This is a genomic window from Pasteurella sp. WM03, assembly GCF_004570945.1.
Classification (GTDB): Bacteria; Pseudomonadota; Gammaproteobacteria; order Enterobacterales; family Pasteurellaceae; genus Rodentibacter.
In genome coordinates, this window is record NZ_SPPO01000006.1 from 15,321 (window position 1) to 39,237 (window position 23,917).

Annotated in this window: 24 protein-coding genes; 16 read left to right on the forward strand and 8 right to left on the reverse strand. The window is 41.1% G+C overall.

Going from position 1 to position 23,917, the window contains the following annotated elements; all coding sequences use genetic code 11:
- Nucleotides 1-92: 92 nt before the first annotated feature.
- On the reverse strand, nt 93-1,142 hold the full coding sequence (ansB, locus tag E4T92_RS07145; protein ID WP_135094057.1) for an L-asparaginase 2: 1,050 nt from the start codon (nt 1,140-1,142) through the stop codon (nt 93-95).
- A gap of 229 nt (nt 1,143-1,371) precedes the next feature.
- Between ansB and E4T92_RS07150 the strand changes: the two genes are divergently transcribed.
- Genes E4T92_RS07150 through E4T92_RS07170 form a run of 5 tightly spaced genes read left to right on the forward strand, consistent with a single transcriptional unit; the run spans nt 1,372 to nt 5,030 of the window.
- Nucleotides 1,372-1,818 carry a rhodanese-like domain-containing protein gene (locus E4T92_RS07150; protein ID WP_077541421.1) on the forward strand — a complete coding sequence of 149 codons (447 nt, stop codon included), beginning with the start codon at nt 1,372-1,374 and terminating at the stop codon, nt 1,816-1,818.
- 11 nt (nt 1,819-1,829) lie between these two features.
- Nucleotides 1,830-2,342, forward strand: coding sequence for a protein-export chaperone SecB (secB, locus tag E4T92_RS07155; protein WP_135094059.1), 513 nt, complete (start codon nt 1,830-1,832; stop codon nt 2,340-2,342).
- Between the two features lie 53 nt (nt 2,343-2,395).
- The gene (gpsA, locus tag E4T92_RS07160) at nt 2,396-3,400 is read left to right on the forward strand and encodes an NAD(P)H-dependent glycerol-3-phosphate dehydrogenase (RefSeq protein WP_135094061.1); all 1,005 of its coding nucleotides are present in this window, start codon (nt 2,396-2,398) and stop codon (nt 3,398-3,400) included.
- Between the two features lie 9 nt (nt 3,401-3,409).
- A complete protein-coding gene (cysE, locus tag E4T92_RS07165; RefSeq protein ID WP_077541415.1) occupies nt 3,410-4,207 on the forward strand; it encodes a serine O-acetyltransferase in 798 nt (265 codons plus the stop codon).
- A 7-nt stretch (nt 4,208-4,214) separates the two neighbouring features.
- Nucleotides 4,215-5,030 carry a shikimate 5-dehydrogenase gene (locus E4T92_RS07170; protein ID WP_135094063.1) on the forward strand — a complete coding sequence of 272 codons (816 nt, stop codon included), beginning with the start codon at nt 4,215-4,217 and terminating at the stop codon, nt 5,028-5,030.
- Nucleotides 5,031-5,086: 56 nt separating this feature from the next.
- On the opposite strand, the gene udp is transcribed toward E4T92_RS07170, so the two are convergent.
- Entirely contained in the window at nt 5,087-5,845 is a 759-nt protein-coding gene (udp, locus tag E4T92_RS07175) for a uridine phosphorylase (RefSeq protein ID WP_077550280.1), read from the reverse strand.
- Between the two features lie 51 nt (nt 5,846-5,896).
- On the reverse strand, nt 5,897-7,396 hold the full coding sequence (locus tag E4T92_RS07180; protein WP_135094065.1) for a helicase HerA-like C-terminal domain-containing protein: 1,500 nt from the start codon (nt 7,394-7,396) through the stop codon (nt 5,897-5,899).
- A 119-nt stretch (nt 7,397-7,515) separates the two neighbouring features.
- Between E4T92_RS07180 and E4T92_RS07185 the strand changes: the two genes are divergently transcribed.
- The 5 genes from E4T92_RS07185 to citC are packed head-to-tail and all read left to right on the forward strand — an operon-like array spanning nt 7,516 to nt 10,975.
- The gene (locus E4T92_RS07185) at nt 7,516-8,190 is read left to right on the forward strand and encodes an MOSC domain-containing protein (RefSeq protein WP_135094067.1); all 675 of its coding nucleotides are present in this window, start codon (nt 7,516-7,518) and stop codon (nt 8,188-8,190) included.
- Nucleotides 8,180-8,653 carry a YchJ family protein gene (locus tag E4T92_RS07190; RefSeq protein WP_135094068.1) on the forward strand — a complete coding sequence of 158 codons (474 nt, stop codon included), beginning with the start codon at nt 8,180-8,182 and terminating at the stop codon, nt 8,651-8,653. Before E4T92_RS07185 ends, E4T92_RS07190 begins: the two co-directional genes overlap by 11 nt.
- Entirely contained in the window at nt 8,650-9,465 is an 816-nt protein-coding gene (locus E4T92_RS07195; RefSeq protein ID WP_228063575.1) for a virulence factor BrkB family protein, read from the forward strand. The genes E4T92_RS07190 and E4T92_RS07195 overlap by 4 nt, the downstream gene beginning before the upstream one ends.
- A gap of 9 nt (nt 9,466-9,474) precedes the next feature.
- Nucleotides 9,475-9,909, forward strand: a complete 435-nt coding sequence (gene dtd, locus E4T92_RS07200) for a D-aminoacyl-tRNA deacylase (protein WP_135094072.1) — start codon at nt 9,475-9,477, stop codon at nt 9,907-9,909.
- A gap of 4 nt (nt 9,910-9,913) precedes the next feature.
- On the forward strand, nt 9,914-10,975 hold the full coding sequence (gene citC / locus E4T92_RS07205; RefSeq protein WP_135094073.1) for a [citrate (pro-3S)-lyase] ligase: 1,062 nt from the start codon (nt 9,914-9,916) through the stop codon (nt 10,973-10,975).
- Between the two features lie 81 nt (nt 10,976-11,056).
- Here the strand turns inward: citC and E4T92_RS07210 are convergent, their stop codons facing one another.
- A complete protein-coding gene (locus E4T92_RS07210; protein ID WP_135094074.1) occupies nt 11,057-11,692 on the reverse strand; it encodes a tellurite resistance TerB family protein in 636 nt (211 codons plus the stop codon).
- Nucleotides 11,693-11,844: 152 nt separating this feature from the next.
- On the opposite strand from E4T92_RS07210, the gene E4T92_RS07215 reads away from it, so the two are divergent.
- The 3 genes from E4T92_RS07215 to E4T92_RS07225 all read left to right on the forward strand — a co-directional run bounded on the left by E4T92_RS07215 (nt 11,845) and on the right by E4T92_RS07225 (nt 13,995).
- Nucleotides 11,845-13,362 carry a sodium-dependent transporter gene (locus E4T92_RS07215; RefSeq protein WP_135094075.1) on the forward strand — a complete coding sequence of 506 codons (1,518 nt, stop codon included), beginning with the start codon at nt 11,845-11,847 and terminating at the stop codon, nt 13,360-13,362.
- Nucleotide 13,363: 1 nt separating this feature from the next.
- A complete protein-coding gene (locus E4T92_RS07220; RefSeq protein WP_077541387.1) occupies nt 13,364-13,462 on the forward strand; it encodes a methionine/alanine import family NSS transporter small subunit in 99 nt (32 codons plus the stop codon).
- A 98-nt stretch (nt 13,463-13,560) separates the two neighbouring features.
- Entirely contained in the window at nt 13,561-13,995 is a 435-nt protein-coding gene (locus tag E4T92_RS07225; protein WP_135094076.1) for a hypothetical protein, read from the forward strand.
- A 73-nt stretch (nt 13,996-14,068) separates the two neighbouring features.
- Here E4T92_RS07225 and cpdB read toward each other — a convergent pair whose 3' ends face one another.
- The 4 genes from cpdB to pepE all read right to left on the reverse strand — a co-directional run bounded on the left by cpdB (nt 14,069) and on the right by pepE (nt 19,670).
- Nucleotides 14,069-16,042, reverse strand: coding sequence for a 2',3'-cyclic-nucleotide 2'-phosphodiesterase (gene cpdB, locus E4T92_RS07230; RefSeq protein ID WP_135094077.1), 1,974 nt, complete (start codon nt 16,040-16,042; stop codon nt 14,069-14,071).
- 253 nt (nt 16,043-16,295) lie between these two features.
- Entirely contained in the window at nt 16,296-17,582 is a 1,287-nt protein-coding gene (locus E4T92_RS07235; protein ID WP_135094078.1) for a M20 family metallo-hydrolase, read from the reverse strand.
- 68 nt (nt 17,583-17,650) lie between these two features.
- Complete coding sequence (gene dcuC, locus E4T92_RS07240) at nt 17,651-18,946, reverse strand: C4-dicarboxylate transporter DcuC (RefSeq protein ID WP_135094079.1); 1,296 nt, start codon at nt 18,944-18,946, stop codon at nt 17,651-17,653.
- A 19-nt stretch (nt 18,947-18,965) separates the two neighbouring features.
- Complete coding sequence (pepE, locus tag E4T92_RS07245) at nt 18,966-19,670, reverse strand: dipeptidase PepE (protein ID WP_135094080.1); 705 nt, start codon at nt 19,668-19,670, stop codon at nt 18,966-18,968.
- 244 nt (nt 19,671-19,914) lie between these two features.
- Here pepE and speFL point away from each other — a divergent pair, with 244 nt between their 5' ends.
- The 3 genes from speFL to potE all read left to right on the forward strand — a co-directional run bounded on the left by speFL (nt 19,915) and on the right by potE (nt 23,894).
- Entirely contained in the window at nt 19,915-20,127 is a 213-nt protein-coding gene (gene speFL, locus E4T92_RS11330; protein ID WP_135094165.1) for a leader peptide SpeFL, read from the forward strand.
- Between the two features lie 224 nt (nt 20,128-20,351).
- A complete protein-coding gene (gene speF, locus E4T92_RS07255) occupies nt 20,352-22,514 on the forward strand; it encodes an ornithine decarboxylase SpeF (RefSeq protein WP_135094081.1) in 2,163 nt (720 codons plus the stop codon).
- 60 nt (nt 22,515-22,574) lie between these two features.
- A complete protein-coding gene (gene potE, locus E4T92_RS07260; protein ID WP_077541373.1) occupies nt 22,575-23,894 on the forward strand; it encodes a putrescine-ornithine antiporter in 1,320 nt (439 codons plus the stop codon).
- Nucleotides 23,895-23,917: the final 23 nt, after the last annotated feature.

A 23,917-nucleotide genomic window follows, 5' to 3' on the forward strand; every position in this document is an offset into this window, starting at 1 on the left:
AGTAAATAGGTATGGGTTCTATAATTTAGATCAATAAAACTCAGCCCCTTTATGTAAAAAGAGCGGTTATTTTGACCGCTCTTTTTTCCCTATTAAAAATCTTCAAAATATTGTTGAATCACTTTTGGATCATTGGTTTGCGTTAACGCAAGTTGTAATAATACCCTTGCTTTTTGTGGATTTAAGGTACCGGAAGCCACAAAACCATATTGAGAATCATCCACCTCTGCATCACGCGTGGTATAACCTGTCGGCACTCGAGAAGAACGCACAACAGACACCCCGTCTTTTGCGGCTTTTTCTAGGCGTTCCAAATGAGCAGCATTTAAATTACCATTCCCAACCCCAGCCGTCACAATACCTTGGTAGCCCGCATCCAGCAATGCATTTAACGGCTCTATTGGTGCATTAGAATAGGCATAAACAATCCCTACTTTAGGTAAACGATCTAATTTTTCCACACTAAATGGTGTGTTTACCGTATGTTTGCTTTCCGGTGAACGTTCATAATCGACTTTACTGTTATGAATATAGCCTAATGCACCAAAATTCGGTGAATGGAATGTTTGCACGGCAGTTGTACTGGTTTTCGTGACATCACGTGCGCCAAGAACCTCATTATTCATCGCAACAAGCACACCACGACCGGCAGATTTTTTATCTGTCGCAACAACAACGGCGTTATATAAATTTAATGGACCGTCTGCACTCTTTTCTGTGGCAGGACGCATTGCCCCCACAAGGACAACAGGTTTTTCACATTTTACTGTGAGATCTAAGAAATAGGCGGTTTCTTCCATGGTATCGGTACCATGTGTAATCACAAAACCATCGGTATCTTTGCATTGTGCATTAATCGCTTTAGCAAGTTTTAACCAGACCTCATCATTCATATCTTGCGAACCGATTTTCACAATTTGTTCACCTTTGATATTGGCGATATTTTTCATTTCCGGTACCGCATCAATTAATGTATCAATATTAAGCTGTCCGGCTTTATAGGCAGAATTAACCGCACTTTGCCCACTACCAGCAATCGTGCCGCCTGTCGCAAAAATCGTAATATTCGGCAACGTGGCAGCATTTACGGCAGACACACTAAAACCGAGTATTAGAGAAAATGCCAGTTTGTTTAATTTCATAGAAAACTCCATAGGGTTGTAAATTTCCCGCTATCTTCCAATTAAATTAATTAAGAGGGAATCGAAAAAAGAGAAAATGATGATCACGATCACAAAAACAATTTATAACTGAATAACCTTTAAACAGCACACTACTCTTTTTAGAATTTTTTTGAAAGAAAACTAAAGTGCGGTTATACTTAAGCCCTATTTCAGCCTAAATTTAACTAACATTAATATTGAGACAACAATGCAAGAATTTCTGCCCGATGCAATTCAATTTGCACAAAAACACACCTTATTAACCGTTTCTTGGTTTGCCATTTTCGCTGCGGTAATTTACACCTTTTTCAAATCAGCAACAGAAAAATTCAAAGTGATCCCTCATCCTGAGGTGATTCGTTTAATCAATAATGAAGATGCGGTGGTAGTCGATCTTCGTACCTTAGATGAATTCCAACGCGGTCATATCATTAATAGCATCAATTTACTCCCAAGCGATATCAAAAATGCCAACCTCGGTAAAATTGAACAACACAAAGAAAAACCACTAGTTTTGGTGGATGTCAACGGCATATCGGCACCGGCATCTGCGGCACTACTGACAAAACAAGGTTTTGCTCGCGTTTATATTTTAAAAGAAGGGATTTCCGCTTGGATGGGTGCGAATTTACCTATTGTTAAAAAACACAAATAAGGAACAACATTATGTCAGAACAAAACCAACAACCTGAAGTAGCTGCAGAAGAATCACAAGCGGTATTACAAATTCAACGTATTTACGTCAAAGATGTTTCTTTTGAAGCGCCTAATCTTCCTCATATTTTTCATCAAGAATGGAAACCAAAATTAGGTTTTGATTTAAGTACAGAAACCGTGCAATTAGGTGATGATTTATATGAAGTTACCTTAAATATCACCGTTGAAACCACCATGGAAGACTCCGGTGATCTTGCTTTCCTCTGTGAGGTAAAACAGGCAGGCGTATTCACGATCAGCGGTTTGGAAGAGGTGCAAATGGCACATTGCCTAACCTCACAATGTCCGAATATGTTGTTCCCTTATGCCCGTGAACTCGTTTCAAGCCTAGTGAACCGTGGCACATTCCCAGCATTAAATCTTTCTCCGGTGAACTTTGATGCGTTATTCATTGAATATATGAACCGTCAGCAAGAAGCAGGAAATGCCCAAGCTGAAGAAACGAAAGAAACGCAACATTAATTCTTGATAAAAAAGGGTAAGTTTAGGCTTGCCCTTTATTTTTTGGGGAAAATATGCAACCTCAATCACCTATTACCGTACTTGGTGCCGGCTCCTATGGCACCGCATTGGCAATGTCGTTCTCACGTAACGGATCGCCAACTTATCTTTGGGGGCATAGTCCTACGCATATTGAGCAAATGCGACTTGAACGTCAAAATCGGCGTTTCTTGCCCGATATTGTATTTCCTGAAGAATTACATTTAGAAGATGATTTGGCACAATCACTCCATCGGTCACAAGATATTTTAATCGTTGTACCAAGTCATGCCTTTAACGAAATTCTCGCTAAAATCCGACCGCACTTAAAGCCTCATCATCGTCTTATTTGGGCAACCAAAGGGCTGGAACGAAACACCGGGCGGCTTTTACAAACCGTAGTGGAAGAACAACTGGGAACAAATTATCCCCTTGCCGTGCTTTCCGGCCCCACCTTTGCCAAAGAACTGGCACAAGGCCTCCCCACAGCGATCACCCTTGCTTCCAATAACGAACAATTTGCCCTTGAATTTCAAGCCCGCATTCATTGCAGCAAGCATTTTCGAGTGTATGTGAACTCCGATATGATCGGTGTGCAGCTTGGTGGGGCGATTAAAAATGTGATTGCCATTGGTGCAGGCATTTCCGATGGTATGGGGTTTGGCGCTAACGCACGAACCGCATTAATTACCCGAGGTATTGCAGAAATCAGCCGATTGGGCGTTTCGTTAGGGGCAAATCCCAATACTTTTATGGGTATGTCCGGTTTAGGTGATCTCGTTTTAACCTGCACCGATAATCAATCACGCAATCGCCGTTTTGGGCTTATGCTAGGCGAAGGATTGAATGCACAAACGGCAATGGGCAATATCGGACAGGTCGTGGAAGGTTTTTACAACACAAAAGAGGCGTACTTGCTCGCTCAACGTCAAGGCATTGAAATGCCCATCACAGAACAAATTTACCAAATTCTCTTTTGTGGTAAAAATGCACAAGATGTGGTTCGTAGTTTACTTGGGCGTGAACGAAAAGGCGAATAAGGAGGAAAAATGACATTAGAAGTATGGCAACATATTCGTCAAGAGGCAAAAACATTGGCAGAGCACGAGCCTATGCTTGCGAGCTTTTTTCATTCCACGATATTAAAACATCAAAATTTGGGCAATGCGTTAAGTTATTTGCTCGCCAATAAATTAGCTAACCCGATTATGCCGGCAATCTCTTTGCGTGAAATTATTGAAGAAGCCTATTTAGCCGAACCGGCGATTATTGATTATGCCGCTTGTGATATTAAAGCAGTGCGCCAACGAGATCCTGCCGTGGAATTATGGTCCACCCCATTGCTTTACTTGAAAGGATTTCACGCCATTCAAAGCTATCGAATTACCCATTATTTATGGCAACAAGATCGAAAAGCACTCGCCCTCTATTTACAAAATCAAATTTCTGTGGCTTTTGATGTGGATATCCACCCCGCCGCCAAAATTGGTCACGGCATTATGTTCGACCACGCTACAGGTATTGTGGTAGGGGAAACATCCGTTATTGAAAATGATGTATCCATTCTACAAGGCGTTACCTTAGGTGGAACGGGTAAAGAATCCGGTGATCGCCACCCGAAAGTGAGAGAAGGCGTGATGATTGGTGCCGGAGCAAAAATACTCGGTAATATTGAAGTAGGCAAATACGCCAAAATCGGTGCAAATTCCGTCGTACTTCAACCCGTTCCCGAATACGCCACCGCCGCCGGTGTACCTGCACGAATTATCGGCAAAGACAAAGCCGCTAAACCGGCATTTGAAATGAACCAATATTTTATTGATGATGGGATGAATTTAAATATTTGAGGTAAAAATGATCAACAAAGACACTCAACTTTGTATGTCTCTTTCCGGCAGACCGGGCAATTTTGGCACAAGGTTTCATAATTATTTATATGAAAAACTTGGGCTTAACTTTATTTATAAAGCCTTTACCACACAAGATATTGAACACGCCGTGAAAGGTGTGCGTGCGCTAGGTATTCGGGGCTGTGCCGTGTCTATGCCTTTTAAAGAAAGCTGTATGCCGTTTGTCGATGAAATTCACCCCTCTGCACAAGCTATTGAATCGGTGAATACCATTGTGAATGACAACGGTGTTCTACGTGCCTATAACACCGATTACATTGCAATTGTGAAATTAATTGAGAAATATCAATTAGATAAAAATGCACGGGTGATTGTACATGGTAGTGGTGGAATGGCAAAAGCCGTTGTCGCAGCCTTTAAAAATAGCGGTTTTGGTGATTTAAAAGTGTATGCCCGAAATGAAAAAACCGGTAAATATTTGAGCGCACTTTACGGTTATGAATATATCAATTGCTTAGAAAATCAGCAGGCGGATATTTTAGTCAATGTCACCCCAATAGGGATGAAAGGGGGAAAAGAGGCGTCTGATCTCGCCTTTCCTAAAGCAACGATTGATGCGGCAAATGTTGCCTTTGATGTGGTGGCAATCCCGGCAGAAACACCATTCATTCAATATGCGGAAAGCCAAGGAAAACAAACTATTTCAGGTGCAGAAGTGATCGTTTTACAGGCGGTGGAACAATTTGAACTCTATACCCACCAACGCTCAAGCGATGAATTGATTGATGAGGCGGCCGCCTTTGCGAGAGCGAACAGTTAAAAGTGCGGTTAAAAATAAAGGCGTTTTTGGATTTCCAAAAACGCCTTTATATCATATTAGGCTAATAATTTTCTCACGCCTTCCACCACTACGGAAATCGCTTTTTCTTCGCTGGCTTTTATGGTGGATTCATTTGGAATTTCTTGTTGTGTGCGATTTACGATCACCCCTGAAACCATACCGGCACGTAAACCTAAGGCACTACACATAGTAAACAAGGTGGCGGATTCCATCTCAAAATTCATCACATTGAGATCTTGCCATTGTTTCAATAAGCCTTGGTAATCACGGTAAACTTTCCCACTGTAGGTATCGTAACGTTCTTGTCCCGGATAGAAGGTATCTGAGGAGGCAGTAATGCCAACAAAAGGTTCAGCGCCTTTCTCTTTTGCCGCATTAACCAATGCAGTGGTACAAGCAAAATCTGCCACCGCAGGATATTCAAGCGGTGCAAAATGTTTACTTGCTCCATCTAAACGTACTGCACCGGTGGTAACAAGAATATCGCCAACATTAATATGGGGTTGAATCGCTCCCGTTGTACCAATACGAATAAACGTACGCACGCCAAGTTGGGCTAATTCTTCCACACAAATGGAAACGGACGGACCACCAATCCCCGTAGAACAAACCACCACAGGCTGACCATTGATATAGCCAAGCCAAGAAGTAAATTCTCGGGTGCTGGTAAGAAACTCAGGGTTATCAAGGTGCTTAGCAATACGTTCGCTACGTGCCGGATCACCGGGAACAATAGCAATGGTTGCGCCTTTTAATTGAGCCTTGGTGAGGTTTAAATGAAATACATCTGACATAATTCTCTCCTTGTTTAAATTTGGCGGTAAAAATGACCGCACTTTGGTTTATTATTTTTTCAATGCGCCTAAAATACCACGCATAATTTGTTTAGTGACTTGATTACGAATATTTCGCCCGACAGATTTCGCCACGCTATTGACAATCTGTTCTGTTGGGCTAAGTTTTTCCCCTCGTTTTTTCGTGCCAAAAATCATACGGCTGAGACTACCTAAAATACCATTTTCTTCTTCCTCTTGTGCTTGTTCCGCTTGTTTTTGTTGAACAGCAGCAAGGTCAGCCTGTGCACTTAACACTTCAAATGCCGATTCATTATCCACATAATCTTTATAGAAGGAATAAAGCTCGTCATCTTTCACCCACATAGCACGATCTTCAGCAGAAAGTGGCGAAAGTTGACTTTTCGGTGGGTAAATATAAGCAATTTCAACAGGGGTTGGCATTCCTTTTTCATCTAAGAATGACACTAACGCTTGCCCCACGCCAAGAGTAGAAATACTTTCTACTACATTTACCGTTGGATTAGCGCGGAAGGTTTCAGCGGCAGATTTGACGGCTTTTTGATCCCTTGGTGTAAAGGCACGTAAGGCGTGTTGTACACGGTTACCTAGCTGACCAAGTACCGTATCCGGCAAATCTAACGGGTTTTGCGTAACAAAATAAATCCCCACACCTTTAGAGCGAATTAAGCGAACCACCTGCTCTACTTTTTCCACCAACACACTTGGCGCACCATCAAATAATAAATGTGCCTCATCAAAAAACATCACAAATTTAGGTTTATCGGGATCGCCTACTTCCGGTAATTGCTCAAACAATTCAGACATCAACCACAACAAGAAAGCACTATACATTCTTGGCGAATTAATCAGTTTTTCCGAATTAAGTATATTGATCACACCACGCCCATCACGGGTTTGTAGCCAGTCTTCAAGATTCAGTGCCGGTTCACCAAATAAATTTGTCGCCCCTTCATTTTCAAGGGTGAGCAATGCACGCTGAATCGCCCCTACACTTGCTGCGGAGACATTGCCATATTCCACTTGGAAGGTTTTGGCATTTTCTGCTACGTATTTCAGCATCGCACGGAGATCTTTTAAATCAATAAGCAATAAGCCTTTATCATCTGCTACACGGAAAACCAGATTTAACAAACCTTCTTGTGTAGCATTGAGGTTTAGCAGACGGGAAAGCAATAAAGGCCCCATCTCAGAAATGGTGGTGCGTAGCGGAATGCCTGTTTCACCAAACACATCCCAAAAAGAAACAGGATAGCCGTTCAAATAGTGTTCACCGCCTAAATTAAATTGTTCAATACGCTCGGCGATTTTACCGCTAAATTGTCCGTGATTAACCAAGCCTGAAAGATCGCCTTTCACATCCACTAAAAAAACCGGCACACCATCATCACTAAACGCCTCCGCAATTTTACGTAGGGTGACGGTTTTTCCCGTACCGGTCGCACCGGCAATTAATCCGTGCCGGTTTGCCATTTTGGCGGTAATACCCAGTGTTTTTCCCTGTTCTGTTCGGGCGAGATCATATCGCATAAATGTTCCTTTTTATTGTGTATTGATTGAACGAAATGATAAGGAAAAAACAAAGTGCGGTCAAAATTTAAGTGATTTTACGGTATAATTTTGCGTATTTTTATAAAAAGGGAAAGAAAATGTCAAAAGCGGAAATTTTGGTGATCAAAATAGGTGAGGTTAAATCCCTCACTTTTGCGGACGGTTCAACCTATGAAAGTGCAATTCGCAAACAACCGGTACAATCCGTTAAAATCCACAAACTTGGCGCATACGGCAACGATGTGGGATTAAAAAAGCACCATTGCGGGGTGGATAAAGCGCTCTTTTTTATGTCTGATACATCATTTTCCGCTTTAAATGAATTATTAGGCGAGTGTTTCTCTTATAGCGGAACCGCAATATACGGTGAAAACTTTGTGGTATCAGGATTTGATGAAGATTCTGTTTGTGTGGGTGATCGTTTTAAAATCGGCTCAACCCTTTTGGAAGTCTCCCAACCCCGTAAACCCTGTGAACGTTTATCGAAAAACACCAACAATTCCGAAACCCAAAAAACCGTTTATCTTTCAGGTTGGAGCGGGTGGTATGTGCGGGTGCTCGAAGAAGGGGAAATTGCACAAGGTGATGAATTAATATTACAAAGCAGACCTTACCCGCAATTCACCATTCGTCACTTAAATCGTTTGTTATCAGGCAAACCAACAACAGAAGAATTAGAACAAGCGTTGGCCATTGAAGAATTAGCCGTGGCGTTTAAACGTTCGTTGAACTCGCAATTAGGTAAAATCAAGGCATACAAAAATGACCGCTAAAACAACCGCACTTTGCCCTTGTCAATCCACAAAAAATTATGCTGATTGTTGTGGTATATTTCATCATCAGCAAGCCTTACCAGAAACTGCAGAACAACTAATGCGTTCTCGCTATTCCGCCTATGTACTGAAAAACATTCCCTATATTGTGGAAACCACGGTGCCCAATCAACAATCCCTTTTAAATGTTCAAGCATTACAAGATTGGGCGGACAACACACAATGGCTTGGCCTGCACATTCTAAAAACGGAAACATTAACGAAAATCCAAAGTGCGGTGGAATTTAATGCGCTTTTTCAAAGCGAAGAAGGGGAACAGTCCCACCAAGAGCGGTCCATTTTTGTCAAAATTGAAGGACGTTGGTATTTTGTTGATCCCACAGTCCCTTTACCGACAATGAAACAACCTTGCGTTTGCAATTCCGGTAAAAAATTTAAACATTGTTGTGGAGCATGGCTATGACAGATTTTTTGAAACAATTTTGGTTACGTTTTAATGAAAATAAATTGACGCAGGCTGCCGGCTCGCTCACTTATAGCACGATGTTAGCGATTGTGCCGCTAATTATGGTGATTTTTTCTATTTTTTCGGCATTCCCTGTATTTAACGAGGTCACCGGTGCATTAAAAGAATTTATTTTCACCAATTTTGCACCTTCTGCCGGTGATGTTGTCGGGCAATATATTGATGAATTTGTCAATAATTCTAAGCAGATGAGTGCGGTAGGGATCGTGAGTTTAATTGCGGTGGCATTAGTGTTGATTAACTCCATTGATCGCACGCTAAATAGCATGTGGCAAGATACCAGTACCCGCCCAATTTTTACCTCTTTTGCCATTTATTGGCTGATTTTAACCCTTGGGCCATTGCTTATTGGCACCAGTATTGCCGCCAGCACTTATGTGAAAGCAATGTTTGAGGCTTCAGAACACCTCTCATTTGGTTTAAAACTCCTCAGTTTTGTGCCTTTTCTTTCTACTTGGTTTATTTTCACTGTACTTTATATGGTGGTACCAAATAAGAAAGTCAGTATCAAACATTCTGCCGCAGGGGCATTAATTGCTGCGATATTTTTTACTTTGGGAAAACAAGCCTTTGCTTGGTATATCGTTACCTTTCCTTCTTATCAATTAATTTATGGTGCGATGGCAACCCTACCAATTATGTTGCTGTGGATTCAATTAAGCTGGACGGTTGTGTTACTTGGTGCGCAGCTCGCTGCTGTATTGGAAGAAATCAGACAAAAAAGTGCGGTTGAAAATCAAACAAATTAAGGAATAACAATGATTGCATTAATACAACGTGTGACACAGGCTCGTGTCGATGTGAGCGGAGAAACAGTCGGACAAATAGGCAAAGGGCTTTTGGTGCTACTTGGCGTAGAGCAAGATGATGATCGTATAAAAGCCGATAAACTGGCGGAAAAGGTATTGAATTACCGCATTTTTAGTGATGAAAATGACAAAATGAATTTGAATGTGCAACAAGCAGGCGGCGCGTTATTAGTCGTTTCTCAATTCACCTTAGCTGCCGATACGCAAAAAGGCTTACGCCCAAGTTTTTCCAAAGGCGCAGCCCCCACCTTGGCAAAGGAACTTTATGACTACTTTTCACAAAGATGTGCAGAAAAAATTCAAGTAGAAAATGGTCGTTTTGCTGCCGATATGCAAGTTACCCTGACAAATGATGGGCCGGTGACTTTTTGGTTGAATGTGTAAGCGTATGAATAATTATTCCATTGGAAAAATTGCTTTTTCAGATCAACACAGCCTTACGCAAATTGACCATTTACTTGCACAAGAAGGTATTCAGCGTGATCCAAATTTAGATTACCTTTGTGCGATGTTTGATGAAGATTTTAATATCATTGCAACGGGGGCGTGTTTTGGCAATACCTTGCGTTGCTTAGCGGTGGCTAAAAATCATCAAGGTGAAGGATTAATAAACCAAATCATCACACATTTGATTAATATTCAAATCGAACGAGGACATTCCCATTTATTTCTCTACACAAAATGTGAATCCGCAAAATTTTTCCACGATCTCGGCTTTTGGGAAATCGTGCAAATCCCCGAGCAAATTGTGTTTATGGAAAACAAACGCAAAGGCTTTGAAAATTATGTGAACCAGCTGAAAAGTGCGGTCGAAATCTCACCTGTTTTTGACAATAAAAAGATTTCCGCATTGGTGATGAATTGCAACCCTTTTACCCTTGGACATCAATACTTAGTGGAAAAAGCGGCGACTGAAAATGATCTTGTTCATCTTTTTATGGTGAGTGAAGACAGTAGCCTATTTCCTTATGAAGTACGTAAAAAATTGATTCAAGCGGGTATCGCACATTTGCCCAATGTGATCCTGCACGACAGCTGCTCCTACATAATCAGTCAAGCCACTTTCCCAAGCTATTTCCAAAAAAATGATGATGCGGTAATCAAAAGCAATATAGAAATTGATTTACAGATTTTTGTACGGATTGCTCAAGCATTGGGAATTCAACGCCGTTACATGGGTAATGAACCCTTTAGCCACGTAACAAATCTTTACAACCAAGCCATGCAACAGAAACTACCGGAATATGGTATAAAATGTGTTGTGGTAGAGCGTAAAGAAAAAAATGGCACTGCGATTAGTGCCTCAGCGGTTCGCCAAGCGATTAAAGACGAGAGTTGGCATCAAGTCAAACAACTTGTCCCCCAAACAACTTTTGATTTTCTCATAAGTGATGAAGCCGCCCCCATTATTAAAAAAATTAGACAATCAGATGAAGTGAAACATTACTAGATTACCCCACACAAAAACGGAACTCATCAGTTGATAGTTCCGTTTTGCTTATTCTCTCGTTATGAGCTACTCCTCTAAAACTTAAAATCCTGCTTGTTTTTCGAGTTGTTCGACTAAGGCATCATCTAAACCCAGCGCTTCTGCAAGATTAGCAAGGAAAATTATTTCTTTACGGGATAAATCTTTGCTCACTAAACGTGCTGCAAGATATACATTTGCCGCCAATGCCGTGTCATTCCCCACTTGGCGGGCAATTTCATTCACACTAATCGGGTTTTGCATTTCCTGCTCAACCCATTGCGCTAATTCTGCATTATCGCCAATTTCATTCGCAATGGTTTGTTTTTCATCTTCTGTAATTTCACCGTCTGCCGCAGCCGCCGCAATCATAGTACGTAAAATCAACGCACTCGCCTCTTGCTGAGAAGTCGAATTTAATACGTCAAATTCATTGGCGGACATCACAGGTTGTGCCTGTTGGGATTTTTGGTAGTTTTGATATGCCTGATAAGCCAGATTCCCCAACACCGCTAAAGAGCCCAACTTGGCTAAACTCGCCCCGCCGGAACGCCCTAAAATCATGGATAAAATCCCTGTAATTGCAGCACCACCGCCTACTTTGGTGATGTTATCCAATGTCGGATTACCGGTTTGTAAATGACTCGCTGAGTTTTTAGCGATATTGACGACTTGATTTAAAATTTGATTAAAATTCATAATTTGTTCCTTTTTGTTAGAAAAATCACATTATAGACTGATTTTTTATTAAAAGATTCCAGAAAAATAACCGCTCTTTTATCAATTTTATTGACTAGATAGAAGATTTCATTATATTTGAATTCTTTTTCATTTTTACAAGGAACTATTTTATGACGCAATCAACTCAAAAGCGTGAAACTTTCTCGGGTCGCAAGGCGTTCATTCTTGCTGCAATAGGCTCCGCAGTGGGCTTAGGCAATATTTGGCGTTTTCCTTATACCACCTATGAAAATGGCGGTGGTGCATTTATTATTCCCTACCTTATCGCACTATTAACCGCAGGAATTCCACTTTTATTCTTAGACTATGCTATCGGACATCGTCACCGTGGTGGTGCGCCTTTGTCCTATCGCCGTTTCAGCCCACACTTTGAAGTGTTTGGTTGGTGGCAAGTGATGGTGAACGTGATTATTGGGCTATATTACGCCGTAGTATTAGGTTGGGCAGCGAGCTATACCTACTTTTCCATCAATGGTGCATGGGGTGATAAACCCATTGATTTCTTTATCGGTGAATTTTTAAAAATGGGCGATATTACTAACGGTGTCAGTTTTGAATTTGTTGGTATGGTAACCGGTCCATTAATTGCCGTATGGGTAATTGCATTAGGTGTGCTTTCCATGGGGATTCAAAAAGGGATTGCAAAATCCTCATCTATTTTAATGCCTGTGCTTGTCGTGATGTTTGTTGCCTTGGTGATCTATTCTCTCTTTTTACCGGGTGCGGAAAAAGGGTTAAATGCACTGTTCACACCGGATTGGTCAAAACTTTCCAACCCAAGTGTATGGATCGCAGCGTATGGTCAAATTTTCTTCTCTCTTTCAATCTGTTTCGGGATTATGGTGACTTACGCCTCTTACTTGAAAAAGGAATCCGATCTCACCGGCAGCGGTTTAGTCGTGGGATTTGCAAACAGTAGCTTTGAAGTGTTAGCCGGTATCGGGGTTTTTGCCGCATTAGGTTTCATCGCTACCGCACAAGGACAAGAAGTCAGCGAAGTGGCAAAAGGCGGTATTGGTTTAGCATTCTTTGCGTTTCCAACCATTATCAACAAAGCACCGTTCGGTGAAGTGCTTGGCGTATTGTTCTTCGGTTCACTGACTTTTGCGGCATTAACATCCTTTATTTCGGTGATTGAAGTTATCATCTCTGCTATTCAGGACAAACTTCGTATTCGCCGTGTAAAAGTGACCTTTATTGTCGGTATTCCAATGATGTTCGTTTCCGTAATTTTATTCGGTACCACAACCGGCTTACCAATGCTTGATGTGTTTGATAAATTCGTCAACTATTTTGGTATTGTTGCCGTGGCGTTTGTCTCCTTAGTTGCTATTGTAGCAAACGAGAAACTGGGCTTATTAGGCTATCATTTAAACGAAACCTCCTCTTTCAAAGTGGGCTTTTTCTGGCGCCTATGTATTGTACTTACCACCGGTATCCTCGCCTTTATGCTATTTAGTGAAGGGGCAAAAGTTTTCTCCGAAGGCTACGAAGGCTATCCAAGCTGGTTTGTCAATATCTTCGGTTGGGGTATGGCTGTGAGCTTGCTTGTGGTGTCGTTTATTCTTTCCCGCTTAAAATGGAAAAGTGAAACCAAACTCACAATAGAAGAATCAAAAGGAGAATAAAATGAGTTCCAGCGCAATTATTATGATGATCATTGCTCTTGGCGTGATTTGGGGTGGCTTCTTTTTTGCTCTCCTTCGCCTGCCAAAAGAAAATAACTAAATTTTAACCGCACTTTAAAGTGCGGTTATTTTTTCCTCTTTTTAAGTAAATCACATTTAGTACAATTCAATCATATTGAAAACAACCAATATTTATCTATGGATATTTTAATCATACTTCTTACTCTTGCCCTCTTTTCAACGTTTACAATCATTCCTCTCATCCGCTTTTTGCAGACAAGAAATAACAGGGAATTTGAAGGTGAAGAACTTATTCCATTTAGCAGTGGGAAAGTATTTAGCCCAGAGCGTTATTATTTTAATTCCAAGGGTATTTTTATCTTCCGCGCAAACCAATTAATTCATCATTATCAATTCGATGATTTAATCGCTTTGGAAAAAATGAGTGTGACAGTCAATAACCGAAAATATTGGTTTATGCGTATTCATACTCCAAACGGGCAACGCCATTATCAATTTATCCCGAAAGATACGATTTTTAATGACAATTTCACCCGTTTTTATCAGTTCTTAAAAACAAACTATCCCAACAAAGTGAAAGGAAAATGGTATAGATGGTTTGCGGGAATTTGAAAACAGAAAGGAAATTGACCGCACTTATAACATTCCAATTAAAAAGGTGGGAAAATAACCCACCTTATTTTTATCATTTAGACAAATCAATCTGATACACCGCAAAACCGACTTCGTCAGTGCCTACCAGTTTTGTCGGATATTGTGCTTTTTCTTTGACAAATTGTGCCGCTTGTTCTGTCGGTGAAGTTTCAAAACGAACGTCTAATTTATCATTGCCTGTGATAGGAACAAAACGCCAGTTTTTGTCCGCGCTTGGATTGACCGCCCCGTCTTTCTCACTGGTTGCTTTGATGTAATCCGCAAGAATTTGGCGATTTTCATCCGGTGAGGCATAGACAATATGTTGATCGCCAGTGCCGGGGAATTTATTACTGTAAGCCCGATAATTATTGGTAGCGATTAAAAATTCTGCTTTTGGATCAACCGGCTTACCTTGATAAGTGAGGTTCACCACACGTTGCGAGTCCGGATTAATGAGCTTACATTCACCGTCATAACGTGCCGGTTTGGTGATATCGAATTCATAATTCACGCCATCAATCACATCAAAATTATAGGTACGGAAACCTTCCCAGTTAATCAGTGATTGCGGTTTATCGCTGGTTGGATCGATTTGATTGAACATTCCTGCGCTACATTCAAGCCATTCTTTGAGCTGTTCACCCGTTACTTTCACTACCACAAGAGTATTTGGGTAAAGGTAAAGATCCGCTGCATTGCGGAATGTCAATTCACCTTTGTTCACTTCCGTGTAGCCGATCGGGTCGTTTTTACGCCCACCCGCTTTAAACGGCGCCCCCGCACTTAAAATCGGCAAGCCTGCCATTGCCGCCACACTTGGTGCGACTTTTTCTACATAGGCTTTTTGGGCTTGGTTCACAATTTGAATGGTCGGATCATCTTGCACTAAGGCTAAGTAGCTGTACATATTGTCGGTGGCTTTACCAATCGGCTGCGACACAAATTTGCGGGTCGCTTCGTGAACCGGTTGTAAAAGTGCGGTCAATTCCGGATCATTTTCTACAAGGGCTTTTTTGTTTTCCGCATCAAAAATAGGGCGAAGGGCTGCCCGTCCTTCCGTAACAATCCATTTCCCTTGATGCTCAGTTAAGCCTAAATCTACCACGCTGATATTATTCGCCCAATAACCCGCCATACTTTCCGGCACACCTTTTACCGTGCCTTTCTCAATATCCGCATTCGGAGATTTGGCGAACTCTTTGTTCGGGAATAGGCGGTGTGAATGACCAAAAATTACCGCATCAATATGCGGCACATCCGCTAAGTAGAATGCGGAGTTTTCCGCCCCTTCTTTATAAGGTTCGTCCGATGGACCTGTGTGTGCTAACGCAATCACAATATCCGCCCCTTTTTTCTTCATTTCAGGCACATATTTTTGTGCGGTTTTAACAATATCACGAGCCTCCACCTTGCCATGCAAATTTGCCTTATCCCACACCATAATTTGTGGTGGTACAAAGCCGATATAACCGATTTTCAATTTATGAGTTTTACCTTGATTATCCACTACTGATTTTTCTTGGATCACATAAGGCGTGAAATAAGGTTCATCACTGCCTGCCTTTACCACATTGGCATTAACTATCGGGAATGTCGCCTGTTTCATTGAATCCGCCAGATAATCTAAGCCGTAGTTAAATTCGTGGTTGCCAACCGTACCTACGTCATAATGCATAGCATTCAAACAGGCGATTGCCGGATTCGGTTTGCCTTCCTTATAACCCTGTGCGGCTTGGTAGTCTGCAATTGGGTTACCTTGAATTAAATCACCGTTATCCACTAATACCGCATTTTTTACTTCGGCTCTAGCCTGACGAATTAAACTCGCCGCACGGGTAAAGCCGAATTTATCCGTTGGCGCATCTTTGTAGTAATCAAAATCCGTTAAAAAACTGTGAATATCGGTGGTTGCCACAATGCGTAAATCAATATCAGGCTTGCCTTTTGCCAGCGTGAAACGGCTTGCACTTAATGCAAGGATACTGCTTGCACCGATTTGAATAAAATGTCGTCTATTAATCATAAAAATGTCCTTACCTGAGGGATAAAAATTAATGCTATTCTAAGAAAAACACCCTGTTTTTGAAAGAAAGTGCGGTCGATTTTGGGAAAAATTTCCACATTATGTGACAAATGTACAAAACAGAAAATTTAACAAATTGTAGGGACACACTACGTGTGTCCGAATTTTAAAAAATTAAAATAATTTGATTTTTATAACGGACACACGCAGTGTGTCCCTACCAATAACCTTAAGAAAGTCGGTATAAACCGCCTTAGAAAATAGGGGAGTCCCCCAATAGACGTTGTAATAATCCGCTATAAATATTCACGCCTGTAATCAATTGATTTTCATCAAAATCAAATTCGGCTTCATGATGACCTGCCATGCGATCGGCGCCAAGGATAAAATAAATAGCTTTTCCCCCGTGATCCTGCACCCGTCTGCCTAACACCGTGGCATCTTCACTGGCATTAAAAGCATAATCGGCATTAATACTGTGGATTTGAGGTTGCTGTAAGGCAATTTCTTCCACTAACTGCACCAGTTCTGCATCATTGTTCATATCCACTGCTTCGCCTACAATTTCTGTTTCATAATCTACATTGAAACCGATAGCAATCCCTTTGGCAATTTGCATCACTTGCTCAACCATATATTCATTGATCTTTTTATTTTCGCCACGGACTTCAAGTTGTAATTCAGCCTCTGTTGGGATCACATTACGGCCTTCCCCCGCTTTTAATACGCCCACATTAATACGTGTCATTCCTTCACCATGACGGGCAATACCATGTAATTGTGTAACAGCATGTGCTGCCGCAAGTAACGCATTATGTCCTAAATGAGGCGCTGCGCCGGCATGTGCCGGTTTACCGTGGTAGCGAATATCAATTTTGCTTGTTGAGAGAAAATTTCTTGGATTGGAAATTACCGTGCCGGAATTTGCACAAAAACTGATGTGGGAACTCGCAAAATAATCCGCATCATCAATCACCCCACTGGCTGCAATAGCCGCCGCACCTCGCACGCCTTCCTCTGCAGGTTGAAAAACAATTTTTACTTTACCTGTGAGTTTTTCACGATTTTGACTGATCCACAATGCCGTCCCCAAACCGATGGTAATATGTGCATCGTGACCGCAAGCGTGCATAAAGCCATCATTAACTGAGGCAAAACCCTCTTTATTCGGGATATGGTTCGGATCGCTGGTTTCAGTGACATTCACACAATCAATATCAAAACGTAACGCCACGGTTTTACCCGCTTTACCGGAATCAAACACCGCGACACAGCCGGTATAGCCACCCATTTTGTCGAGCCATTTTTCATTCATGCCATAGACTTTGGCATTGGCTAAACCTTTATCCACCACGGCTTGTTTGCGTCCACGGACAAAATCAGGGTTAATTATTTGCTTGCCCATTAAAATTTCAAAACAACCAAGGCTTTCTAGATAATCGGCAATACGTGCCGTTGTCCAAAATTCGCTCCAGCCCGTTTCAGGAAAGCGATGAAATTCACGACGCCAATGAGTGAGTTGGGATAAATCTAAGTTCATTTTTTCTCCTTAAAAAACTTAATGAAAAAACACCGCACTTTGTATTTTGTGCGGTGAAATTTGAGGGGTTATAACATAAATAATGCCAAGAATAAGACGGCAAGCACCATTCCCGGCGCAGTCCGTTTCACCATTTCAACCGGACTTACCATAGCAAGACCGGCACAAACAATTGTCACTCCTGCAATCGGTGAGGCAGTACGACCTAATGCACCGGCAATCGCGGCAGCCATACCAAGATTAACATGGGTATAGCCCAGTTCTACCGCATGTGGCGTAACCGCACTATTAAAGGCAATGGCAGCGGCATCGCCGGAACCGGTGATTAATCCCATTAAAAACGGCCCGATAGTCGCCCCCCAACGGACAAATTCATTGGATTCTTTTAAGAAAGCGATAGCCACATCGACTGCACCGGTTGATTTTAATCCTGCGACAAATACGCTTGCGGCAATAATAATGCCGAGTACATTGGCGTAAGAATTGCCCATTCCGTTAAAAAATTCTTCCGTGATTTTAACCGGTGAAATACGGGTAACGATAATGCCGTAAATCGCACCGATCAGCATGGCTTGTGGTACGCCCATTTTTGTCCATTCAAGCCCCGGAATTTGTTGTAAAGATGTGCCACCGATTACCAAAATAATTAATGGCAATAATGGCGCAATAGAATACAGAACATTGACCCCTTGTACCGTTTTGGTTTCGCTTTCTTTTTGCTCGGCAAGATAGGCTTGGCGATGTTCTTCGCCATAATCTTTAAAAACAAGGGCTAAAATCGTCAATACAATCGCGCCAATCGCACCCGCAATCATATTGTAGGGGGCGTGGGAAAGGTTCACTTGGGTGATGGTTAAACGGGACATTTCACTAATCATGGCAGAGTGGGAAGAGCCCGGACTCATCATCGAACCAAAGGTTCCGGCTAGAATAGCCGCACCCGCAGTAGCCGGGCAAACTCCCGCACTTTTTAATACAGGGATTAATGTTGCGCCCACCGCCGCCGCACAACCGGCTGCGGAAGGGATCGCAATATTAATAAAGAAAGTAATGATAGTGGCGATGGGAATTAAGAAAAATTTTAAGCCGCTTAAGGGTTTCGTCAGCAAATGTACCAAATGCGTATCGCATTGGGTGTATTTCATCACATAGGCAAAGCCCATACTGGAACAGATCGCCATAATCAACCCGCCAGATGTCATACTCTTTGCAAAGGCATCAAGTGCGCCCATTGGGTTTAGAGTAACAACTGACATCAATAAACCAATACCGATTAATACGGTTCTTGTTTCCGCCTTTTTAATCAAAAAATAAATGGTGGCAAAAATACCCACAATTGCCACCAAAGATTTAAACATTTCCATAATAGTGTTCCTTTATAAGTTAATAAGAAAAGCGGTGATTCACAGTAAAGGTTTCACATTGCATACCTTTACTGAAACGTAAAATAGGATTTTCACCCAGCACTGTTGCCTGTTCTCCTCGAATATGCAATGCCGATCCTTCCGGTAACGCATAGACAAGTGCGGTTGGATTGACGAGTAAAAATTCAGCCAACCGCTCTTCGCGACTTTCACCGTTGTGACCTTGCATTTTGCCGGAAATAAAGTGAGGATTAATTTGATGAGGAAATAATTGCAATGCAGAAAAAGAAGGGGGATAAGTGATGGGCATATCGTTGGTCGTCATAATCGAACGTCCTGCTACATTCGCCCCGGCGCTCCAACCAAAATACGGCGTTCCGCTCTTTACTTTTTCATGAATGGCTTCAATCAAATAATGTTCATAAAGCTGTTTCAATAAACAAAATGTATTGCCACCACCAATGGCTATTACATCTGCCCGTTCAATAATATCTCGATGTGGTTTACCGTGATGAACGGAAACAATTTCCATCTCCACATCAGATAATGCCTCTTGCACGATTTTCTCATATTCATCGAAAGTACGGCGTACTCCCGCATAAGGAACAAACGCGATTTTTTTACCACGATAATCCGATAAAAATTGCTGTAACCAAGGCAGTGCGTGTTCTAAGTACCCCGTTTCCTTGTATTTTGAACTGCTCAGAAGAAGTATATTTTTCACATTCATTTCATCCTATTATAATTAATAAATATCATCATTATACTTATAGCAAGTTAAAATAAACATAAAATTTTATTTATATTAAACATTAGAATAAATAAAACCATGGTTAAATAAATGTTATAAAAAAATTAAAAATAATATTTATTTTGACAATGATCACATTTTTAAATATTTATTATTGATTCTACTTTTAGGAAAGCGCAGAATAACAATCAAGATAGGTCTGTTGAATTGTATAGATATGAGGAGGATTCTATGCAAGCACATACATACATACATACATACATACATACATACAAGAATTCTACGCCTTTTAAGTCTTAATCCAATAAAAGGGCGCTCTTTAATGGCGCATATCCGCCGTACAAGACACATTATGATGCCATCGTATCGTTCTTGTTTTTCCTATTCTGTTTTTGCCTCTCAAAATAAACCATCCCATTTCGCTCTCTAGTCGTGTCTTCACTATTCAGAGAGATTTTAGCTTTAAAAAACATGACTCACTAACAGTCATTATCTCTTAATTAAAGCTGATCTTCCTATTTTAAATTAATAAGAACCAATCACTAATATTATTAAATTAGTGACAGCTATCTTATTGTTTAAAAAACAAAGAATGCATTATTTTTATAATGTAAGAGACCTTTTTATCTCAAAAATATAAATAAGGAGTTAATTATGCCTAAATTAAAAATAGCATATAGTCCGGCTGTTACCCAATATTTCTTCACCGAAAGAGACATGGTAGAAATCAAACAAACTGATTTTACCGATGTGGCGGCTATTGTATTAAGTTCTTCCGACATAGATCAATTTATTGATTCCATTAAAGAAACTGAATTTAATATTCCTGTTTTTGTTGTACAAACCGCCGAACAACCGCTTTCACCTGAATTTTATGATTCTGTTTACCATATCCAGGATCTCAATGGTTATGATATTCAGCTTTATAGTCGTCAAATTGAAACGGCCGCTAAGCTTTATGAAGAAAAAATGCTTCCGCCATTCTTCAAAATGCTTAGCGAATATGTGGAAATGGGAAATATAGCCTTTGACTGTCCGGGACATCAAGGCGGTCAATATTATCGCAAACATCCGGCTGGGCGTTTCCTTTATGATTTCTACGGAGAAAACATTTTCCGTTCGGACATTTGTAATGCCGATGTCAAACTAGGCGATTTGCTTATTCATGAAGGTGCCGCCTGCGATGCACAAAAATATGCGGCACAAGTATTTAATGCCGATAAAACTTACTTCGTATTAAACGGTACATCTTCTGCCAATAAAGTGGCATTAAACGCCATTCTAGCACCGGGTGATCTTGTTTTATTTGATCGAAACAACCATAAATCCAACCATCACGGTGCGTTGGTTCAAGCAGGTGCAACCCCTATTTATCTTGAAACTGCACGTAATCCGTTCGGGTTTATCGGCGGCATTGACAGCCACTGCTTTGAGGAAAGCTACTTAAGAGGCTTAATTAAAGAAGTCGCGCCAGAAAGTGCGGATAAACAACGTCCGTTCCGTTTAGCCGTTATTCAATTAGGTACTTATGACGGCACGATCTATAACGCACGTCAAGTGGTAGATAAAATTGGTCATCTTTGCGACTATATTTTATTTGACTCCGCTTGGGTAGGTTACGAACAATTCATTCCAATGATGAAAGATTGTTCTCCTCTCTTGTTAGAACTTAATGAAAACGATCCCGGCATTATCGTGACACAATCCGTTCATAAACAACAAGCCGGTTTCTCACAAGCCTCCCAAATCCACAAAAAAGACAAACATATTAAAGGTCAAAGTCGTTATGTTAATCACAAACGCTTTAATAATGCCTTTATGTTGCATGCTTCTACCAGCCCATTCTATCCATTATTCGCAACACTTGATGTGAATGCAAAAATTCAAGGTAGCGCAGCAGGTCGCCGTTTATGGCATGATTGTGTAAAAGTAGGGATCGAAGCACGTAAATTAGTCTTAAATCATTGTGACCTTATTCGTCCGTTTATTCCAACGACGATAAAAGGCAAAAAATGGCAGGATTACGATACTGAAGAAATCGCAACAAACCTTGAATTCTTCAAATTCCATCCAACCGACACATGGCATAAATTTGAAGGTTATGAAGATGAACAATACTTCGTTGATCCTTGCAAATTCTTGCTCACCACACCGGGTATTAGCTTAGAAAGCGGTGAATATGAATCTTTCGGTATTCCGGCTACCATCTTAACAAACTACTTACGCGAAAACGGTATTATCCCAGAAAAATGCGACTTGAACTCCATCTTATTTTTGTTAACGCCTGCTGAAACCTTAACAAAAATGCAAACCTTAGTCGCCCAAATCGCATTGTTTGAAAAACATATCAAACAAGATTCGTTATTACAAGATGTATTACCAACCGTTTACAAAAATAATGAGGAACGTTACAAAGGTTATACCATTCGTCAATTATGCCAAGAGATGCATGATCTTTACGTCAGTCGCAATGTAAAACAATTACAGAAAGACTTATTCCGTAAAGCAACCTTACCTGAATATGCGATGAATCCTCACGATGCCAATATTGAATTAATTCGCAACAATGTGGAGCTCGTCTCACTCACCGACATTGTAGGCAAAATTGCGGCAGAAGGTGCGCTTCCTTATCCTCCGGGTGTCTTATGCGTAGTACCGGGAGAAAGATGGAGTACAACCGCTCAACAATATTTCTTAGCGCTAGAAGAAGGCATTAATACCTTACCCGGCTTTGCACCGGAAATCCAAGGGGTCTATCTACAAAAAGATCCCGACGGACGGACTCGTGCCTATGGTTATGTATTAAACGAACATTAATCGCTAAAAAAGTGCGGTCATTTTTCAATAAGAATATTGACCGCACTTGAGGAATAAATTATGAGTACAAAAAGTAATAAAATCGGTGTGGTGCAACTTACTATCCTCACTATGGTAAACATGATGGGCTCCGGTATTATCATGCTACCAACAAAACTAGCGGAAATTGGAACTATTTCTATCGTATCTTGGTTAGTTACTGCTGTTGGTTCCACCGCTCTCGCTTACGCATTCGCACAATGCGGGATGTTCAGTAAAAAATCCGGTGGTATGGGCGGCTATGCCGAGTATTCTTTCGGTAAAGCGGGTAACTTCATGGCAAATTACACCTACGGTGTCTCTTTAGTTATCGCTAATACGGCAATTGCAATTTCTGCCGTAGGCTATGGTTCCGAACTGTTAGGCACAACGCTTTCACCGTTATCCATTGCATTATGGACAATTTTTACATTATGGCTTGCCACTGTCCTTAACTTCGGCGGTGCAAGAATTACAGGAAATATTAGTTCATTCACTATTTGGGGTGTCATCATTCCGGTTGTTGGTCTTTGTATCATCGGTTGGTATTGGTTCGATGGTTCACTCTATATTAACTCTTGGAACCCTCACAATGTGCCAACTTTTGAAGCAATTGGTGTCTCCATTTCTATGACCTTATGGGCATTCTTAGGATTAGAATCCGCTTGTGCCAATGCTGATGCCGTTGAAAATCCGGAGAAAAACGTGCCTATTGCCGTATTGGGAGGAACACTGGGAGCGGCGGTAATTTATATTGTCTCAACCAATGTGATTGCCGGTATCGTACCAAATATGGATTTAGCACAATCTACTGCACCATTCGGATTAGCATTTGCCCATATGTTTAATGAAACCGTCGGTAAAGTCATTATGGGCTTAATGGTTATGTCTTGTTTTGGTTCTTTACTAGGCTGGCAGTTTACCATTGCACAAGTATTCAAATCTTCCGCAGAAGAAGGTTATTTCCCGGCATTTTTCAAAAAAGTCACCAGCAAAGACGCACCGATTATCGGTATGGTAACCATTACAGCAATTCAAACCCTATTATCTTTATTAACCATCAGTCCATCATTAAATAAACAATTTAATGTATTGGTTGATTTAGCTGTAGTCACCAATGTCATTCCATACTTACTTTCCATGGCTGCATTAGCTGTTCTGCTAAAAGTGGAAAATGTGCCAGCGCGAAAATATAAAACCACCGTATTTGTTGCATTTATCGGTTCGATATACAGCATATATGCCCTTTACGCGGCGGGTGAGCAAGCAATGTTATATGGTTCCATTGCTACCTTTATCGGTTGGACATTGTATGGCTTCGTGTCTTATAAATTTGATCTCTATCGGTCAATAAAAGAATAGTTTACATACCCAAGCCCACGTTA

Excerpts from the sequence above, each read along its gene's own strand:
- cpdB (WP_135094077.1), bottom strand. The coding sequence starts at position 16,042 with ATGATTAATAGACGACATTTTATTCAAATCGGTGCAAGCAGTATCCTT.
- E4T92_RS07215 (WP_135094075.1), top strand. The coding sequence starts at position 11,845 with ATGACGCAATCAACTCAAAAGCGTGAAACTTTCTCGGGTCGCAAGGCG.
- E4T92_RS07185 (WP_135094067.1), top strand. The coding sequence starts at position 7,516 with ATGTCAAAAGCGGAAATTTTGGTGATCAAAATAGGTGAGGTTAAATCC.
- E4T92_RS07225 (WP_135094076.1), top strand. The coding sequence starts at position 13,561 with ATGGATATTTTAATCATACTTCTTACTCTTGCCCTCTTTTCAACGTTT.
- speFL (WP_135094165.1), top strand. The coding sequence starts at position 19,915 with ATGAGGAGGATTCTATGCAAGCACATACATACATACATACATACATAC.
- potE (WP_077541373.1), top strand. The coding sequence starts at position 22,575 with ATGAGTACAAAAAGTAATAAAATCGGTGTGGTGCAACTTACTATCCTC.
- gpsA (WP_135094061.1), top strand. The coding sequence starts at position 2,396 with ATGCAACCTCAATCACCTATTACCGTACTTGGTGCCGGCTCCTATGGC.
- E4T92_RS07170 (WP_135094063.1), top strand. The coding sequence starts at position 4,215 with ATGATCAACAAAGACACTCAACTTTGTATGTCTCTTTCCGGCAGACCG.
- speF (WP_135094081.1), top strand. The coding sequence starts at position 20,352 with ATGCCTAAATTAAAAATAGCATATAGTCCGGCTGTTACCCAATATTTC.
- E4T92_RS07150 (WP_077541421.1), top strand. The coding sequence starts at position 1,372 with ATGCAAGAATTTCTGCCCGATGCAATTCAATTTGCACAAAAACACACC.
- E4T92_RS07220 (WP_077541387.1), top strand. The coding sequence starts at position 13,364 with ATGAGTTCCAGCGCAATTATTATGATGATCATTGCTCTTGGCGTGATT.
- cysE (WP_077541415.1), top strand. The coding sequence starts at position 3,410 with ATGACATTAGAAGTATGGCAACATATTCGTCAAGAGGCAAAAACATTG.
- E4T92_RS07210 (WP_135094074.1), bottom strand. The coding sequence starts at position 11,692 with ATGAATTTTAATCAAATTTTAAATCAAGTCGTCAATATCGCTAAAAAC.
- secB (WP_135094059.1), top strand. The coding sequence starts at position 1,830 with ATGTCAGAACAAAACCAACAACCTGAAGTAGCTGCAGAAGAATCACAA.
- E4T92_RS07195 (WP_228063575.1), top strand. The coding sequence starts at position 8,650 with ATGACAGATTTTTTGAAACAATTTTGGTTACGTTTTAATGAAAATAAA.
- citC (WP_135094073.1), top strand. The coding sequence starts at position 9,914 with ATGAATAATTATTCCATTGGAAAAATTGCTTTTTCAGATCAACACAGC.
- E4T92_RS07190 (WP_135094068.1), top strand. The coding sequence starts at position 8,180 with ATGACCGCTAAAACAACCGCACTTTGCCCTTGTCAATCCACAAAAAAT.
- udp (WP_077550280.1), bottom strand. The coding sequence starts at position 5,845 with ATGTCAGATGTATTTCATTTAAACCTCACCAAGGCTCAATTAAAAGGC.
- E4T92_RS07235 (WP_135094078.1), bottom strand. The coding sequence starts at position 17,582 with ATGAACTTAGATTTATCCCAACTCACTCATTGGCGTCGTGAATTTCAT.
- dtd (WP_135094072.1), top strand. The coding sequence starts at position 9,475 with ATGATTGCATTAATACAACGTGTGACACAGGCTCGTGTCGATGTGAGC.
- dcuC (WP_135094079.1), bottom strand. The coding sequence starts at position 18,946 with ATGGAAATGTTTAAATCTTTGGTGGCAATTGTGGGTATTTTTGCCACC.
- ansB (WP_135094057.1), bottom strand. The coding sequence starts at position 1,142 with ATGAAATTAAACAAACTGGCATTTTCTCTAATACTCGGTTTTAGTGTG.
- E4T92_RS07180 (WP_135094065.1), bottom strand. The coding sequence starts at position 7,396 with ATGCGATATGATCTCGCCCGAACAGAACAGGGAAAAACACTGGGTATT.